Source organism: Yoonia sp. R2-816, assembly GCF_046762905.1.
GTDB lineage: Bacteria > Pseudomonadota > Alphaproteobacteria > Rhodobacterales > Rhodobacteraceae > Yoonia.
The window spans coordinates 77,462-94,773 of record NZ_JBKQXN010000352.1 but is presented as its reverse complement, the minus strand read 5'-3'; the positions used below and the strand labels follow the sequence as shown (position 1 = coordinate 94,773).

At 58.0% G+C, this 17,312-nt stretch carries 15 protein-coding genes; 14 read left to right on the top strand and 1 reads right to left on the bottom strand.

Going from position 1 to position 17,312, the window contains the following annotated elements; translation table 11 throughout:
• The first annotated feature begins 29 nt into the window (after positions 1-29).
• The 9 genes from ACFWW2_RS27000 (at position 30) to ACFWW2_RS26960 (ending at position 10,852) form a co-directional block, all read left to right on the top strand.
• The gene (locus tag ACFWW2_RS27000) at positions 30-1,568 is read left to right on the top strand and encodes a phytoene desaturase (RefSeq protein ID WP_393933839.1); all 1,539 of its coding nucleotides are present in this window, start codon (positions 30-32) and stop codon (positions 1,566-1,568) included.
• Positions 1,565-2,587: a 15-cis-phytoene synthase gene (gene crtB, locus ACFWW2_RS26995; RefSeq protein ID WP_393933837.1), complete on the top strand. Its 1,023-nt coding sequence runs from the start codon at positions 1,565-1,567 to the stop codon at positions 2,585-2,587. Before ACFWW2_RS27000 ends, crtB begins: the two co-directional genes overlap by 4 nt.
• Positions 2,588-2,611: 24 nt before the next feature.
• On the top strand, positions 2,612-3,091 hold the full coding sequence (gene tspO, locus ACFWW2_RS26990) for a tryptophan-rich sensory protein TspO (RefSeq protein ID WP_393933835.1): 480 nt from the start codon (positions 2,612-2,614) through the stop codon (positions 3,089-3,091).
• Positions 3,088-3,339 carry a hypothetical protein gene (locus ACFWW2_RS26985; protein ID WP_393933833.1) on the top strand — a complete coding sequence of 84 codons (252 nt, stop codon included), beginning with the start codon at positions 3,088-3,090 and terminating at the stop codon, positions 3,337-3,339. The genes tspO and ACFWW2_RS26985 overlap by 4 nt, the downstream gene beginning before the upstream one ends.
• 235 nt (positions 3,340-3,574) lie before the next feature.
• Positions 3,575-5,371, top strand: coding sequence for an adenine deaminase (ade, locus tag ACFWW2_RS26980; RefSeq protein ID WP_393933830.1), 1,797 nt, complete (start codon positions 3,575-3,577; stop codon positions 5,369-5,371).
• Entirely contained in the window at positions 5,368-6,849 is a 1,482-nt protein-coding gene (locus tag ACFWW2_RS26975) for an AMP nucleosidase (protein ID WP_393933828.1), read from the top strand. Before ade ends, ACFWW2_RS26975 begins: the two co-directional genes overlap by 4 nt.
• A 133-nt stretch (positions 6,850-6,982) precedes the next feature.
• Positions 6,983-7,273 carry an HU family DNA-binding protein gene (locus tag ACFWW2_RS26970; protein ID WP_393933826.1) on the top strand — a complete coding sequence of 97 codons (291 nt, stop codon included), beginning with the start codon at positions 6,983-6,985 and terminating at the stop codon, positions 7,271-7,273.
• A gap of 308 nt (positions 7,274-7,581) precedes the next feature.
• Positions 7,582-9,438, top strand: a complete 1,857-nt coding sequence (locus ACFWW2_RS26965) for an FAD-dependent monooxygenase (protein ID WP_393933823.1) — start codon at positions 7,582-7,584, stop codon at positions 9,436-9,438.
• A gap of 550 nt (positions 9,439-9,988) precedes the next feature.
• Positions 9,989-10,852, top strand: a complete 864-nt coding sequence (locus ACFWW2_RS26960) for a DMT family transporter (RefSeq protein WP_393933821.1) — start codon at positions 9,989-9,991, stop codon at positions 10,850-10,852.
• Here the strand turns inward: ACFWW2_RS26960 and ACFWW2_RS26955 are convergent.
• A complete protein-coding gene (locus ACFWW2_RS26955) occupies positions 10,849-11,418 on the bottom strand; it encodes a hemerythrin domain-containing protein (protein ID WP_393933818.1) in 570 nt (189 codons plus the stop codon). The genes ACFWW2_RS26960 and ACFWW2_RS26955 overlap by 4 nt on opposite strands.
• 307 nt (positions 11,419-11,725) lie before the next feature.
• Here ACFWW2_RS26955 and ACFWW2_RS26950 point away from each other — a divergent pair, with 307 nt between their 5' ends.
• The 5 genes from ACFWW2_RS26950 (at position 11,726) to ACFWW2_RS26930 (ending at position 17,288) form a co-directional block, all read left to right on the top strand.
• Positions 11,726-13,366 (top strand): peptide ABC transporter substrate-binding protein, encoded by a 1,641-nt coding sequence (locus tag ACFWW2_RS26950; protein WP_393933816.1) that lies wholly within the window; start codon positions 11,726-11,728, stop codon positions 13,364-13,366.
• A gap of 84 nt (positions 13,367-13,450) precedes the next feature.
• Positions 13,451-14,374: an oligopeptide ABC transporter permease OppB gene (oppB, locus tag ACFWW2_RS26945; RefSeq protein WP_393933814.1), complete on the top strand. Its 924-nt coding sequence runs from the start codon at positions 13,451-13,453 to the stop codon at positions 14,372-14,374.
• Between the two features lie 12 nt (positions 14,375-14,386).
• Positions 14,387-15,313 (top strand): ABC transporter permease subunit, encoded by a 927-nt coding sequence (locus ACFWW2_RS26940; protein WP_393933812.1) that lies wholly within the window; start codon positions 14,387-14,389, stop codon positions 15,311-15,313.
• A 2-nt stretch (positions 15,314-15,315) separates the two neighbouring features.
• A complete protein-coding gene (locus ACFWW2_RS26935; protein WP_393933809.1) occupies positions 15,316-16,281 on the top strand; it encodes an oligopeptide/dipeptide ABC transporter ATP-binding protein in 966 nt (321 codons plus the stop codon).
• The gene (locus ACFWW2_RS26930) at positions 16,281-17,288 is read left to right on the top strand and encodes an oligopeptide/dipeptide ABC transporter ATP-binding protein (RefSeq protein ID WP_393933807.1); all 1,008 of its coding nucleotides are present in this window, start codon (positions 16,281-16,283) and stop codon (positions 17,286-17,288) included. The genes ACFWW2_RS26935 and ACFWW2_RS26930 overlap by 1 nt, the downstream gene beginning before the upstream one ends.
• Positions 17,289-17,312 lie beyond the last annotated feature (24 nt).

Below are 17,312 nucleotides of genomic sequence, written 5' to 3'. Positions count from 1 at the left end.
ACTTAACCTTACACTATTACTGTTGAGGTATGATGACACCTGATCAGAGCGACTCGCACGCTGCTATCGTTATCGGTGCGGGGCTTGGCGGCCTTGCCGCAGCGATGCGTCTGGGTGCCAAGGGCTATGCCGTCACCGTGCTCGACCGGCTGGATCGGCCCGGCGGACGCGGATCATCTGTCACGCAGGATGGACATCGATTCGACCTTGGCCCGACGATCATCACCGTCCCGCAAGTCTATGAACAGCTTTGGGCGGCCTGCGGGCGCGATTTTCACAAGGATGTCGATCTGCGCCCGATGGACCCGTTTTACGAGGTGCGTTGGCAGGACGGGTCAACCTTCACCGCCCGGCAGGATACTGACGCCATGCTGGCAGAGGTCGCCCGCCTCAGCTCTGGTGATGTGAAGGGATACAAGAAATTCCTCAAGGACAGCGAGCGCCGCTATGTTCTCGGCTTCGAAGGCATGGTCGCCAAGCCGATGCACCGGCTCTGGGAAACGATCAAGGTACTGCCGCAATTCGCGATGCTGCGCGCCGATCAATCAATCCTTGGTCTGGCCAAACGGCGGGTAAAAGACGCCCGCCTGCGCATGGCGCTGTCGTTTCATCCACTGTTCATCGGCGGCGATCCGCGTCATGTGACGTCGATGTATGCCCTTGTGGCGTATCTTGAGAAGGAATTCGGCGTGCATTACGCGATGGGCGGGGTGCAGGCGATTGCGGATGCGATGGTCAAGGTTATTCGGTCTCAAGGCGGGCAAGTTCGCCACGGGGTCGAAGTGGACGAAATTCTGGTGAAGGACGATGCCGCGCAAGGCGTCCGCCTGACCGATGGTGAATTGATCCAAGCGCCTTTGGTCGTCAGTAACGCGGATGCAGGGCATACGTATCAGCGGCTGCTGCGCCGTAAACAGCGGAAACGCTGGACCGACCGCAAGCTGACATCGCGCCGCTGGTCGATGGGTCTCTTCGTCTGGTATTTCGGCACCGAAGGCACGGCGCAGATGTGGCCGGATGTGGGGCACCACACGATCACCAACGCGCCGCGCTACGAGGGCCTGCTCAAGGACATCTTTATCAAAGGCAAACTGGCCGATGACATGAGCCTTTACATCCATCGGCCCGCGGTCACCGACCCCAGCGTCGCACCTGCTGGTGATGACACGTTCTATGTCCTCTCCCCCGTCCCGCATCTGGGTTTTGACGATCCCGTGGATTGGGAAACCGAGACCGAGACCTACAAAGCCAAGGTGCAGGCCGAGGTCGAAAAATACCTCCCCGGTTTCGCCGCCCATATCAGCACTGAAATGACGCTCACCCCCGCCGATTTCCGCGACCGCTACCTGTCGCCCAACGGCTCCGGGTTTTCCATCGAACCCCGCATCCTGCAATCCGCGTGGTTCCGGCCCCATAACATCAGTGAAGAGGCCAAGGGCCTTTATCTGGTCGGCGCGGGCACCCATCCCGGCGCGGGCGTGCCAGGGGTCATCTCCAGCGCTGAGGTGCTGGGCAAACTGGTACCCGACGCTCCGGCGCAACCCGAACTGAAAATGGCAGCTGAATGATCCAACCTGACGATTTAGAACACTGCAAAGAAGCGATCCGCCACGGGTCGCTGTCGTTTCATGCCGCCTCCAAACTCCTGCCCGCCAAGGTCCGTGACCCCGCGCTGGCGCTCTATGCGTTCTGCCGTTTGGCGGATGATGAGGTGGATGAGGGTGAGTATCAGGCGGGGGCCGTGTTCCGCCTGCAAGACAGGTTGGAACTGGCCTATGCGGGCCGGCCCAAGGACGCGCCCGAAGATCGGGCCTTTGCCGCGATTATCGAGGATTTCGAGATGCCGCGGGCCTTGCCCGAGGCCCTGCTGGAAGGGTTGGCATGGGACGCGGCAGAGCATCGCTATGACACGTTAAGCGGTGTTAGAGACTATTCAGCCCGCGTCGCCGCCGCAGTGGGTGCCATGATGTGTGTGCTGATGCGCGTGCGCGATGCCGATGCACTGGCGCGCGCCTGTGATCTGGGCGTCGCGATGCAATTGACCAATATCGCTCGCGATGTGGGGGAAGACGCCCGGATGGGTCGGATCTATCTGCCGCTCGATTGGCTGGCGGATGCCGGGATTGATCCGGTGAATTTCGTGCGTGAGCCGCTGCCCACCAACGACGTGCGCAAGCTAGTCAAGCGATTGCTGGCCGAGGCGGATCGCTTGTATCGCCGGTCAGAGGCCGGGATTGACGTGCTGCCGTTGCGGGCGCGCACCGGCATCTGGGCGGCACGGTTGATCTATGCCGGGATCGGCAAACAGTTGCGGCGGCAAGGCTATGACAGCATTTCGATGCGCGCCCGCACCTCGACCGCGCAAAAGCTGGGATGGCTGATGCAATCAGGCGCACGCACAGGTCTGTCGCTGATCATGCCGAAATCGGCGGTCATCTATGCCAAGCCGCTGGATGAGGTCGCTTTTCTGGTCGATGCAGCCAGTCAGGGTCGGGTCAATGCCGGGCGTTCTTCATCGGTGCTGGATATTCTGGCCGAGTTGAAGGCGCGCGAGACGGGCATTGGAACTGACCGCCCGATGGCCTAGTTGTTGCCCCGAAAGGGGCCTGACATGGATATTTGGCTTTTCTTGATGTTTCTGGCGGCATGCTTTGGCGCAGGGGCGACTGGTGCCATGTTCCCTCCGGGAGAGTGGTACGAGAAGCTGAACAAGCCGTCATGGGTGCCGCCCAACTGGCTGTTTCCAGTGGCGTGGACGACGATTTATCTGCTGATGTCCTTCGCCGGGGCGCGGGTGGCCGGCCTGGACGGCAGCGCCTATGCGATGGCCTTCTGGGCCATGCAGATCGCTTTCAACACACTCTGGACCCCGGTATTCTTCGGGCTGCGTCGGCTGAAAGGCGCGCTGCCGGTAATGGCGGCTCTATGGGTCGCGGTGCTGGGCTGCACGGTAACGCATTGGCAGCTGGATTTCTGGGCCGGGTTGGCATTTGTGCCGTATCTGGCGTGGGTGACCGTGGCCGGGGCGCTGAACCTCGCCATGGTGCGGCTGAACCCGAACGTGGAGCCTTTGGAGGTGGGGAAGGTTTGACGGTCGATGAAATCGAGCAACGTTGCTACGATGTGCTGTTTGCTGCTGCGCATCAGATGAAGATTGCTAAACTGATTGTGATTGCGTTTCGCGGTGAAGACACTCCCTGTGATAAACATATGAATGCCGCTTTGGACTTGCTGAGCAAAAGGGATGATATCTTCGTTCTCGGTAATGTTCGCCGCTGGCGTCATACGGAGATAAAGAGAATGCAAGTAGCCGCCTCTAGACTTGCGGTAAAGAGTTGAGGGCATCGCCCGACCTGGAGGGCGTTAGAAACATTTGCGTTGAACGATGCATTGCCCAAAGCGTGACCTTGCGCTTTTCCAAACATTGCAAAATCGCCCTCCGGGGGAAGGTCGGGCGATGCCCGGTGGTGCCACCGGGCGGTACAATTGCAGATGCATGTGCATCAATTCCCTGTTTGTCGCCTACAGAAAGTGTGGGTCTTGCCCTCCCCCAAAAACGGTGAAACCATTGGGGATGGAACTTCACTTCAAATCATGGGCTGAGTCGGCCCCCCGTCTGGTCGCCGTCGCTGCGGGTCGTGAACCTGCTGATCTGGTCATTCACGGCGCCCGGCTCGTCAATGTGCAGACCCGCGAAATCCTCGACTGGCAGGTCGCTGTCGCCAATGGCCGTTTCGCCTATGTCGGACCGGATGCCAGCCACTGCATCGGACCTGATACACAGGTGATCGACGCGAAAGGCCGCTATCTGATCCCCGGCCTTTGCGACGGGCACATGCATATCGAAAGCGGGATGCTGACACCTGCCGAGTTTGCCGCTGCGGTCATCCCGCATGGTACCACGACCATGTTCACCGACCCGCACGAGATCGCGAATGTGTTGGGCTTGCGCGGCGTGCGGATGATGCATGATGAGGCGCTGATGCAGCCGATCAACATCTACACCCAGATGCCCTCCTGCGCCCCATCAGCCCCCGGTCTGGAAACCACAAGGTTCGAGATTTCGGCGGAGGATGTGGCCGAGGCGATGGCGTGGCCCGGGATCATCGGGCTGGGTGAGATGATGAATTTTCCCGGTGTGATCAATGGTGATCCGCAGATGCTGGCCGAAATGGCCGCAACAATGAATGCCGGAAAAACCGTCGGCGGGCATTATGCGTCACCCGACAAGGGGATCGCATTCAGCGCCTACGTGGCTGGCGGGGCTGCCGACGATCACGAAGGCACGGCAGAGGCAGACGCGATTGCCCGCGTGCGCAACGGGATGCGGTCGATGATGCGGCTGGGGTCGGCGTGGTATGATGTGGAAAGCCAGATTACGGCAGTCACGGAAAAGGGGCTCGACCCGCGCAATTTCATCCTTTGCACCGATGATTGCCACTCCGGCACACTGGTGAATGACGGTCATATGAACCGGGTCGTGCGCCATGCCATCGCCTGCGGCTGTGACCCGGTTGTGGCGCTGCAGATGGCCACCATCAACACCGCCACACATTTCGGGCTGGAACGGGAGCTTGGGTCCATCGCGCCGGGGCGGCGGGCGGACATGATCCTGACCTCCGATCTGACAACGCTGCCGATCGAACAGGTGATCGCGCGCGGGCAAACCGTGGCGCTGGACGGCAAGATCACGGTAGATTGCCCGCATTACGAATGGCCCACTGACGCGCGACAAACCGTGCGGATGGGCAAGACGTTGCAAGACACCGACTTCGCCATCAAGGCCCCGGACGGGGCCAACAACGTCAAGGCCAAGGTCATCGGTGTCGTGGAAAACCAGGCCCCGACCGAGGCGCTGACAGCTGAACTGCCCGTCGTCGACGGTCTTGTCGAAGGCGAAGGCGATACCTATCAGATCGCCCTTGTTGAACGGCACCGGGGCACGGGCGATGTGGTCAATGGCTTCGTGTCTGGCTTTGGCTATACCGGCCAGATGGCCATGGCCTCCACCGTGGCCCATGACAGTCACCATATGATCGTGGTGGGCACCGACCGCGCCATGATGGCCGCAGCCGCCAACCGGCTGGATGAGGTCGGCGGCGGTGTGACCGTCTGGAAGGACAGGCAGGAAATCGCACTGGTCGAACTGCCCATCGCCGGCCTGATGTCCGACAGCCCCGCGGCCGAGGTCGCGGCAAAGGCCGACCGGATGGTCGCTGCCATGGCCGAATGCGGCTGTACGCTGAATAACGCCTATATGCAGCATTCGCTGCTGGCGCTGGTTGTCATCCCCTCGTTGCGCATCTCTGATCTGGGTCTGGTGGACGTCGACAAATTTGAAATTACCGAACTCTTCGAGGAAAACGCATGAACGTGGCGCAAAAGGTCCATATCCAGACACCGGATACCCCCAAGGCAGAGGCCTTTACTGACGCGGGCAAAGCCGTCGAACGGTTGCAGGAGCTGTACCAGAGCGCCGTCGGCTTCCTGTCCGAAAACTTCATCAAGGCCCTGCGCGAGGGACAGCCGGAAACACGGGTGCGCGCCTATTATCCCGAAATCCGGCTGACCACGACGACCTACGCCAAAACAGACACGCGCCTGTCATTCGGACACGTGGCCGAACCCGGCACCTACGCAACAACCGTCACCCGCCCTGATCTTTTCGCCGATTACCTGCGCCAGCAAATCGGCCTGCTGATCAAAAGCCACGGGATGCCGGTGATCATCGGCCCTTCGAAAACCGAAATGCCGGTGCATTTTGCCGCCGCCAATGACCCAAACCTGACCGTGCCACATGACGGATCGCTGGAATTCAACCTGCGCGACACGTTCGATGTGCCGGATCTCAGCACCACGCATGACAGTATCGTCAACGGCGAGGGGTTCAAATACCCCGACGGTGCCCTGCCGCTCGCCCCGTTCACGGCCCAGCGGATCGACTATTCGCTCGCCCGCCTGTCGCACTACACCGCCACCGCGGCTGAGCATTTCCAAAACCACGTTCTATTCACCAACTACCAGTTCTACGTCGAAGAGTTCGAGGCCTATGCCCGCCACATGCTCGCCGATCCCGACAGCGGCTACACCAGCTTTGTCAGCACCGGAAACGTCGAAATCACGCAGGCCGACGCGCCACTGCCTGTACCTGCCAAACTGCCACAAATGCCGACCTACCACCTGAAACGGGCCAACGGCGCCGGGATCACGCTGGTCAATATCGGCGTCGGCCCGTCAAACGCCAAAACCGCGACCGACCATATCGCGGTCCTGCGGCCCCATGCCTGGCTGATGGTCGGCCACTGCGCGGGCCTGCGCAATTCGCAACGGCTGGGGGATTTCGTGTTGGCCCACGCCTACCTGCGGGAAGATCACGTGCTGGATGATGACCTGCCTGTCTGGGTGCCGATCCCTGCGCTGGCCGAAATCCAGATTGCGCTGGAAACCGCCGTGGCGGATGTGACCGAACTGGAAGGCTACGAACTCAAACGGATCATGCGCACCGGCACCGTGGCCACTATCGACAACCGCAACTGGGAACTGCGCGAACAGGCGGGGCCGGTCCAGCGGCTTTCCCAATCGCGGGCGATTGCGCTGGATATGGAAAGTGCGACGATTGCGGCCAATGGATTCCGGTTCAGGGTCCCTTACGGCACCTTGCTTTGCGTCAGCGACAAACCCCTGCATGGAGAGCTGAAATTGCCCGGTATGGCGTCGAATTTCTATAAAACACAGGTGGCCGCGCACCTGATGATTGGTATAAGAGCGATGGAAAGGTTGCGTGAAATGCCACTTGAACGCATCCACAGCCGCAAATTACGTAGCTTTGAAGAGACAGCTTTCCTGTAATTCGGCAAAAAACGACCCAAAACCCGTTATTTTCACTTGAAATGTGCCACTAATCGTTGTGGTGTCCCACAACATACCGTTATATGAGCGGGTAAGAGGCCCAACTGCTGGGCGAACGAGGGAGACCAGTAAAATGGCGACAAAACCAATGACAAAGGCGCAGCTGGTAGCTGCACTTGCCGACGAAACAGGCATGGACAAGAAAGCAGCAGGGTCTGCACTGGATGCCGTAACTGGCATCATCACCAAGGAAGTATCCGGCGGCGGCGCCGTGACACTGCCAGGTGTTGGCAAGATCTATTGCCGAGAGCGCCCAGAGCGCATGGTCCGCAACCCGGCCACGGGTGAGCAGATCAAGAAGGAAGCCGACAAGGTTGTCAAAATGACAATCGCCAAGGCACTCAAAGACAGCGTGAACGGTTAATCCCTTCGCACGATACCCCGCTAGGGTTTCGGAAAGGGTCGCCTGAACAGGCGGCCTTTTTTGTTTGTCGATTGTGAGTTGTGAGACGTCAGATGACTTGGAACCTGACGTCACACGCTCACCTGATCAGCGGATGCTGCTTGCGCCGCTAATGACCAGATTGAACCCACGATGTCCAATCCCATGCATTTTCCTAATGGCGGTTCTGGCGCACGAAGTTGCACTTGATCGCGTTGACACAAAGGTTCGCCGTATTCAATTGAAGTGATCCCACTTTAAGAACGCTGATCGACGTAATAGGATTGCGCATGCAGTATCATCTTAATGGCTTCCGCACCGGAGACCCGTCAGTTGCCTCCGCCAGTTCAACCATGGCGAAGGAAACCACCGATGTACTCATTATTGGCTGTGGACCTGCTGGATTGACGCTGGCGACACAACTCAGTGCTTTTGGGGACATCTCGGTGCGTATAATCGAGCGCAAATCTGGCCCCCTGGAATTTGGTCAGGCGGATGGAATCGCCTGCCGCTCTGTCGAGATGTTCGAGGCGTTTGGTTTTGCGGAGCGCGTGATCAAGGAAGGTTATCACGTCAATGAGGTGAGCTTTTGGCGACCCGGCGCAAACGGGGCACCACTTGTCCGCGCTGACCGCATTCAGGATGTGGAAGATGATCTTTCTGAGATGCCGCACATCATTCTAAGTCAAGCCCGAGTTCATGACTTCTACCTTGAGAACATGGCCAAATCGCCGAGCCGCCTCGTTCCAGACTACCACAAAGAATTGGTTTCCCTGACACGAGCGGACGACCGCGACTTTCCAATTGAAGCAACAGTAGCCTGTTCGAATGGGCCGGAGGATACTGAAACCATTCGGGCCAAATATGTCGTAGGTTGCGATGGCGCACGCAGCAAAGTCCGGTCCGAACTGGGCCTTGCTCTTAAGGGAAAATCCGCGCGACAGCTTTGGGGCGTGATGGATGTTCTATGCAAAACCAGCTTCCCCGACATCAGATTAAAATGTGCAATCCAATCTGCGGATCAGGGGAGCATCCTGATTATTCCCCGCGAAGGCGGCTATCTGGTTCGCCTGTATATCGAACTCGATGAGCTAGGGCCTGATGAGCGAGCCGCTGATCGAGGTGTCACATCGGACCGGTTAATCGAAAAGGCGCGTGAGATCCTTTTCCCTTTTGACTTTGATGTAGCGCAAGTCGCCTGGTGGTCGGCATACGAGATTGGACAACGTGTTTGTGACGCCTTTGATGATGTTGCCGACGCGGAACGGGGAGCAAAATCGCCACGAATATTCATCGCTGGTGATGCCTGTCACACGCACAGCCCTAAGGCGGGACAAGGCATGAATGTCTCAATGGCCGATGCCTTCAATCTGGGTTGGAAGCTGGCCGCTGTTCTTCGCGGCCAATCGCCTGTTGAATTGCTGGACACCTACTCCACAGAACGCCGCGCTAAAGCGCAAGAATTGATCGATTTTGATCGCGACATGGCGCGTCTGTTTAGCGCGAAGCCTGAGACCAAAGAAGATGCCGCCCAATTCCAAGCATATTTCAAAAAGCATGGGCGTTATACGGCAGGTGTTGAAACCTGCTATGATGCATCGTTGATCAGGGGAGATACGCGCCATCAGGAATTGGCGACAGGTTACCCTGTTGGTAAGCGTTTCCACTCCGGGCCTGTCATCAGGCTTGCCGATGCGAAACCAATGCAGTTGGGGCATAGTTTGAAAGCTGATGGGCGCTGGCGGATCATCATCTTTGCGCCAAGGAAGGACGAAGGCGACGCGAATGGTCCTGCGGCCGCTTTGTGTGCAGACCTAACCGCGTTGTTGGAGCGAGTGTCGCAAAAGGATGCCGATATCGACGCAGTGATCGATGTCCGTGCAGTCTTTCAGGCCTCTCACCGAGACATGGATATCTCGAAACTGCCAGATCTACTGCGTCCTCAAAAAGGGTCACTGGGCCTCACCGACTACGAGAAAGTTTTTTGCCCAGCCCAAGAAGTGGGTGACATTTTTGACATGCGCGGGATCAATCGAAACCTGGGTGCGGTCATTGTTACTAGACCGGATCAATACGTGTCTTTGGTGACCCCAATCACAGGAGGCACAGAGATCAGAGATTTCTTCGCTCGCGTGTTACTGTCCTAGGCAATCCGTTTTTCATGCAGCACGCGAAGCCCGCCATTCACGCCAGCTCGGGTAAGTTCTGCTCTGTCCTGCTCAACGAACCTTTTGGGTGAGAAGTGCTCGATGTTGAGTCAGGAAACCCGATGGAAAAATCCGCCTGTGTTTGGACAACCGGAGCACTCGGTCGGAGGCTCATTACGTTCTGCAAAGGTGCCGTAGAATTCGCGTCGGTTTGGTCCGCCTCCATGGATATGAAGCCTAGTTTCCGGCATCGAATGTGTACGTGCAAATGCAGCAATAACGCTCATTAAACCTTAACGGTGTGTTCATCTTTGCGCCGCACGCTGGATTAACCGCCGGAATTCTGCCTCAGGGGTCCGACAAAAGTCCGACGTTTTGCCGACGCGTATCCGACCACCCAAAACCCTCACAAAACCCTGCGTTAACGCATGATTCGCCGATTTCCGGCGTTCAGCGCGCGGTGCCTCTCTGGCAACACCACCGAACGTTGCGTGGGGCTGCGGTTGCATCTCTGCTTTCCGTCGATGGCAGAAGCGCGTTAGGCCGGGCCATGGACATCAAAGCGATCATCATGGGGTTGGCCTTTGCGCTGATGTGGTCGTCCGCCTTTACATCGGCGCGGGTGATCGTGGAATATGCCCCGCCGCTGACGGCATTGGCGCTGCGTTTTCTCATTTCGGGGCTGATTGGCGTCGGGATCGCGTTTCTGCTGGGGCAAACCGCACGGCTGAGCCGCAAGCAGTGGATGGGCGTTGTGATCTTTGGCGTTTGCCAGAACGCGCTTTATCTGGGCCTCAACTTTGTGGCGATGCAGACGATTGCTGCATCGCTGGCTGCCATCATCGCGTCAACCATGCCACTGCTGGTGGCGCTTGCTGGTTGGCTGATTTTTGGCACCAAAGTCAAAGCGTTGGGGATCGCGGGGCTGATCGCCGGCCTGATCGGTGTGACCCTGATCATGGGTGCACGCATTCAGGGTGGCGTGGATATCTATGGGCTGGTGCTGTGCGTCATCGGCGTTGTGTCACTGACCGTGGCGACGATGGCGGTGCTGGGGGCCTCTTCCGGGGGGAATGTCCTGATGATCGTGGGCCTGCAGATGCTGGTGGGCAGTGCGTTGTTGTGGGCACCCGCACTTGCGTTTGAAACATTGGTGGTCACGTGGAACTGGCAGTTGATCGTCGCTTTTGCCTACACCACCTTGGTGCCGGGGCTGGCGGCGACGCTGGTGTGGTTTTTGCTTGTGCGGCGCATCGGGGCGGTGCGTGCATCGACCTTTCACTTTCTCAACCCGTTCTTCGGCGTGGCCATCGCTGCGGTCCTGTTGGGCGAGCGGATCGGTTTTCTTGATGTGGTGGGCGTAGCGGTGATCGCTGGCGGCATTCTGGCGGTGCAAATCTCGAAACAGGCCTAGCCCAACCCAACAGTGCCGTATTTCAGGATCACGGGGACAATCAGCTCTTCCTCATCCAGAAGATGCCGGTTCAAGAGCCGCTCCATCGTGGACAGTTGGGCTTGGAACGCCCCCGCGGCGGTCTGTAACGCGGACCGTTCCTCTGCCTTTGAAATCACGGTGTTTGCCTGTTCGACAAACGTGTTCAAGTGCCCGTCGATCGCGTGATGATCGCTGTCCAGTATATCAAAACCGCGGGTGATCCGCGTATCGCGCTGGGATAGTTTGGGGAAGTAATAGGTGTCTTCGATTGTGTGGTGTTCGTGCAGGCCATTCACGAACATGCCGCCATAGCGCGATACCATGACCCTATATCGTTCAGGGTCTTGGTTGTGATCAATCAATGCTTCGGTGCTGCTGCGCATTTCATCCATCAGGCGGCGAAACGTCAGATGGCGGTCAAGCCAGAACCGGATCAGCCCGTCAAAGCCGGGGGCGGCCTCCCACCCCTCGCGCGGGTAGTCTTCCAGAAGCACTCGCAGGGCGTCAGGCAATCCTTTGCGGGTCTCCAAGGCCAGTTCTGTCATCATCATTTCCCATGTTTGACACGCAACAGATAAGCCTGAAAACGCCGGATCGCCATCACCCGACGAATCAAAGCAGCAACGGGTGTCTGTGTCCAAAGTCACATAATTTTGCGGATCGGCGAAAAACTATCCACATCTTGCGCATGTTCCGGGTTCACCCCCGCCGCAAACAATTGTCCTAGCGTCAATCTCCGATAGGCCTTGCCATTTCCGTTAACTAATCAAAAGATACCTGCATCCGCGCAACCAGCGCGCGACGAAACCGAAAATTGCACCGGTCAACGGTGTAAAAACAAGGGAGATTTTCATGACATTGAAAACAAGACTGATGGCGACCTCCGCTGCATTCCTCATCGCGACAGGCGGTGCGGTTTATGCGGATGGCCACGCCACGCACCCCGAAACCGGCGAGGTTCTCGCCTCTGATCAGACCTTTACCTATCGCGATCTGGATGAAAGCCCATCCATCGATCCCGGCGTCGCAGAAGACAGCGCTGGCAGCGATATTCTGCGTGACCTGTTCGAAGGCCTGATGAACCAGGATGCCGATGGTAACCTTGTCGCGGGTGTCGCAACCAGTTTTGAGGTCAGCGACGACAACCTGACATACACCTTCACCCTGCGCAACAACGCAAAGTGGTCCAATGGCGACCCTGTTGTGGCCGGTGATTTTGAATTTGCCTGGAAGCGCGCCGCGTCTCCGGAACTGGCATCGCCCTACAGCTGGTATATCGAGCTGATGTCGATTGAAAACGCCGCCGCGGTCATCGCTGGTGAGATGGAGCCATCCGAACTGGGCGTGACCGCCATCGACGACACCACGCTTGAGGTCAAACTGAGCCAGCCGCTGCCTTATTTCCCGCAGATGGTCACGCATTTCACTACCTTCCCCGTGCATCAGGCCACCATTGAAGAACATGGTGATGACTGGACCCAACCCGGCAACATGGTGTCGAACGGTGCCTATGTGCTGACCGAGTTTGTGCCGCAGGAACGCATGGTGCGGGAACGCAACGAAATGTACTGGGACAATGAAAACACGATCATTGAAAAGGTTGTCCGCCTCGTGATCCCTGACGAAAACGTGGCCCTGACCCGGTATCTGGCAGGCGAACTGGACCGGACAGATGTCCCTGCGGGCCAATTCCCGCGTCTGGCGGCGGAATATCCTGAGCAGGCTGTATCCGTGCCGTTGGCCTGTTCCTACTACTACACGATCAACCTGACAGATGAGAATTCCAACCCAGCTTTGCTGGATCCGAAAGTCCGTCAGGCATTGTCACTGGCCGTGAACCGCGATGTGATCGTGGATAACGTGCTGGCCGGTGGTCAGAAGGCGGCATACACCTTTACCCACTGGGCGACCGCCGGGTTTGAGACACCAGAAACACCCATCGCGACGATGGATCAGGCCGAACGCGACGCGCGGGCCAAGGAACTGATGGCAGAGGCCGGGTATGGCCCCGACAATCCACTGTCCGTCAACCTGATCTACAACACGTCCGAAGCGCACAAATCGGTCGCTATCGCGATCAGCCAGATGTGGAAGCAAACACTGGGTGTCGATACCGAACTGGCCAACCAGGAATGGCAGACATTCCTCGAAACACGCGGCAATCAGGACTATGAAATTGCCCGTGCTGGCTGGTGTGCCGACTACAACGAAGCATCGACCTTCCTTGATCTGATGCAGTCCAATTCGGGCTACAACGATGCCAAGTACAACAATGCTGAAGTTGACGCGATGCTGGCAGAGGCGAAAACCTCTGACAACCCGCAGGCGCTTTACGAACAGGTTGAACAAATCATCGCTGAAGAAGTACCGATCATTCCGATCTACCACTATGCTGCCGTCAAGATGTTCAACGAGAACCTTGAAGGCTGGCCTTACAACAACTTCCAGCAAAACTGGTATTCACGCGACCTTTACAAGATCGCTGGTGAGTAAACCCACTGGATAATCATGCCGCGCCCCAGAACTGGGGCGCGGCACATTTCTTCACAATTGCCAAAATTTGTGGACCCCTGACATATGTTTAGCTTTGTCGTTCGCCGCCTTGCCGTGGCCATCCCGACCCTGTTGGTGCTGGTCATCCTGTCGTTCATCCTGATGTACGCGGCCCCCGGTGGCCCCTTCAATTCGGAACGTCCGTTGCCGCCTGAAGTACTGGCCAATATCGAGGCCAAATACGGGCTGGACCAACCGTTCTGGCAGCAGATCGCCAACTATGTTTGGGGCGTTGTGTCGAGCTTCGATTTTGGACCATCGTTTCAATACAAGGATCGCAGCGTAAATGACATCATCGCACAGGGTTTCCCTGTGACGCTGACATATGGGTTTTGGTCATTTGTTGTCGCCGTGACCATCGGGGTATCGCTGGGCGTTGCGGCAGCGATCCGCCAGAACTCCTGGCTGGACTATCTGGCTGTTGGCATTTCGGTCGGCGCGCAGGTGCTGCCGAACTTTGTCATGGCCCCGATCCTGTTGCTCATCTTCACCCTCTGGCTTGGCTGGCTGCCCGGCGGGGGCTGGAACGGCGGGCAATGGGAATATCTGGTTCTGCCCGTGATCGCGCTTTCCACGTCCTACATGGCGTCAATCGCCCGGATCACCCGGTCGTCGATGCTAGAGGTGTTGAACACTAACTTTATCCGCACAGCCCGCGCCAAGGGCTTGCCAATGCGCCGCGTGATCTGGCGTCATGCGATGAAACCCACGATGCTGCCTGTCCTGTCTTATCTGGGACCTGCGTTTGTGGGCATGATCACAGGTTCGGTTGTGATTGATGTGTTTTTCTCGACCGGCGGGATCGGGCAGTTCTTTGTGAACTCTGCCTTCAACCGCGATTATTCGGTCATTATGGGGATCACCATTCTGGTGGGCACCCTGACAATCCTGTTCAACCTTGTGGTCGATATCCTTTATGCGTGGATCGACCCCAAGATCCGTTACTAAGGGGGTCAGATCATGTTTCCCAACAGAGCAGCCGTTGAAGGTGTTGGCGAGGCCGCGCAGCTGGCCGAGGTCAAGGGCCGGTCACTATGGGCCGACGCCCGTACCCGATTTTTCCGCAACAAGGCGGCGGTCGTATCACTGATCGTTCTGGGTTTTGTCGGATGTTTTGCCTTGTTCGGACAGTTCTTTGCCCAGTACGAGCGTGATTTCGTGGATTTTACCCTGATCGGCAGCAATGCCTACAAGGGGGTCCCCTCAATAGAGACTGGCCACTATTTCGGGACGGACAGCAACGGGCGCGACCTGTTCGCGCGGACCGTACAGGGAACCGGTATTTCACTGATGGTCGGGATCGTCGGCGCGATGGTGGCGGTGATTGTCGGCACGCTTTACGGCGCGACTGCAGGTTACTTTGGCGGCCGGATTGATGGCGGCATGATGCGCGTTGTCGATGTGCTGATGTCGATCCCGTTCATGTTTGTGCTGATCCTGATGCTGGTGATCTTTGGGCGGTCGATTTTCATGCTGTTTTTGGGGATCGGGCTGATTTCCTGGCTGGATATGGCGCGGATCGCACGCGGCCAGACGCTGACGATCAAGAACAAGGAATTCGTGGAGGTGGCAGTCGCCACTGGTGTCAGGCCCATCAAGATCATCCTGCGCCACATCGTGCCCAACCTGCTTGGGATCGTGATTGTCTACGCCACGCTACTGGTGCCCAGCATGATCATCTTTGAAAGCTTCATCAGCTTTCTGGGCCTTGGCGTGCAGGAACCCAACACATCGCTGGGCGCGCTGATCAACGAAGGGTCGCGCACCATGCAGTTCGGATACTATTGGCAGATCGCCTATCCGCTTTTCTTCTTTGTCCTCACCATCTTTGCCTTCTTCTTTGTTGGCGACGGTTTGCGTGATGCGCTCGACCCCAAGGATCGTTGAACATGCCACTTCTTGAAATCGAAAACCTCGCGGTCACGTTCACGACCGCCGACGGGGATGTGAATGCGGTCAACGGGCTGAGTTTCGACATCGACAAGGGTGAAACCCTCGCGATTGTTGGGGAATCCGGATCGGGTAAAAGCCAGACCGCCTTTGCCGCAATGGGACTCTTGGCCAAAAACGGCCGCGCCACCGGCACGGCCAAGTTTGACGGGGCCGATCTTTTGGCGATGAACCAGCGCACCCTGAACAAGATCCGCAGCCGCGATATCGCGATGATCTTTCAGGATCCCATGACATCGCTGAACCCCTATCTGCGCGTCAGTGACCAAATGGCCGAGGTTCTGACGCTTCATAAGGGGATCAGCAAATCCGAGGCAGTGACCGAAGCGGTGCGTATGCTGGACGTGGTCCGCATCCCCGATGCACGGGCGAGGGTCACCATGTTCCCGCATGAGTTTTCCGGCGGTATGCGCCAGCGGATCATGATTGCCATGTCGCTTCTGTGTCAGCCACGTCTACTGATCGCCGATGAACCGACGACAGCGCTGGATGTGACCGTGCAGGCGCAGATCATGCAGGTGCTCAGCGATATCCGAACTGAATTCGGCACTGCCGTGATCCTGATCACCCATGACCTCGGCGTTGTGGCGGGGTTTTGCGACAGGACACTTGTCATGTATGGCGGCCAGATTATGGAAGAGGGGCCGACCGACGATGTATTCGCCAAACCTACCCATCCATATACCAAGGGCCTGCTGAAGGCTGTGCCGCGTCTGGACCGTGCTGATGCCACATTGGCAGTGATTGCTGGTGAGCCGCCGGATATGTCTCATCTTCCGGTGGGATGTCCGTTTTCGCCGCGCTGTGCGCAGGTTCTGGACCATTGCCGCGCGGACCGCCCGGCGCTTGAACAGGTGGGCGATCGCCGTCGTGCCTGCCATTTGCCTGTCAAGGAGGTCGCGTGATGTCCCCGATCCTGTCTGTTCGCGATCTTTCGGTCACTTTCGACGTCCGCCGCCCCGGATCATGGCCATGGACGCCGCCGCGCAAGCTGCATGCCGTGTCAGAGGTATCATTCGATCTGCAAGCGGGTGAATGCCTTGGCATTGTTGGCGAATCCGGGTCCGGGAAATCGACCATTGCCCGCGCCATTGTGGGCACCATCCCGTCATCGGGTGGCAACATCATGTTTGAAGGCCACGACCTTGCCAATATGGACCCGCGCCAGCGCCGCGTGCACAGGCGCGACGTGCAGATGATCTTTCAGGATCCGTTGGCTGCGCTGAACCCGCGCATGACCGTGGGTGAGATCATTGCCGAGCCGTTGATCACCCATGAACCCAACACGCCCCGCAAAGAGGTGAAGGCCCGAGTGGGTCAGTTGATGGAACGGGTTGGGCTGTTGCCCAATCTGATCAACCGCTATCCGCATGAGTTTTCGGGCGGGCAGTGTCAGCGGATCGGGATCGCGCGTGCGCTGATCCTGAACCCGAAACTAGTGATTTGTGATGAGCCGGTATCAGCGCTGGATGTTTCGGTGCAAGCCCAGGTCATCAATTTGTTGATGGAATTGCAGCGGGATATGGGGCTATCGATGATTTTCATCGCCCATGACCTGAGTGTGGTGAAACATATCAGCGACCGCACGCTGGTGCTGTATCTGGGCCGGGTGATGGAACTGGCCGACAGCGAAAAACTGACGACCGCACCAGAGCATCCTTATAGCCAGGCGCTGATTTCATCGGTGCCGATCCCGGACCCGGTGCTGGAACGTGCCCGGCCCCGGCCTATTCTGGAGGGCGAATTGCCTTCGCCGCTGGCCCCGCCATCAGGCTGTGTGTTCCGCACGCGCTGCCCCAAGGTGCAACCGTCCTGTTCAAAGGAGAAACCGGTGCTTGAGGATATTGGCGGGTCACATCTGGTGGCGTGCCCCTATCACGAGGCCGAGAAGGTCTTGGCGGTAAATGGGTGACCAGCTTCGCTATGATGCAGAACC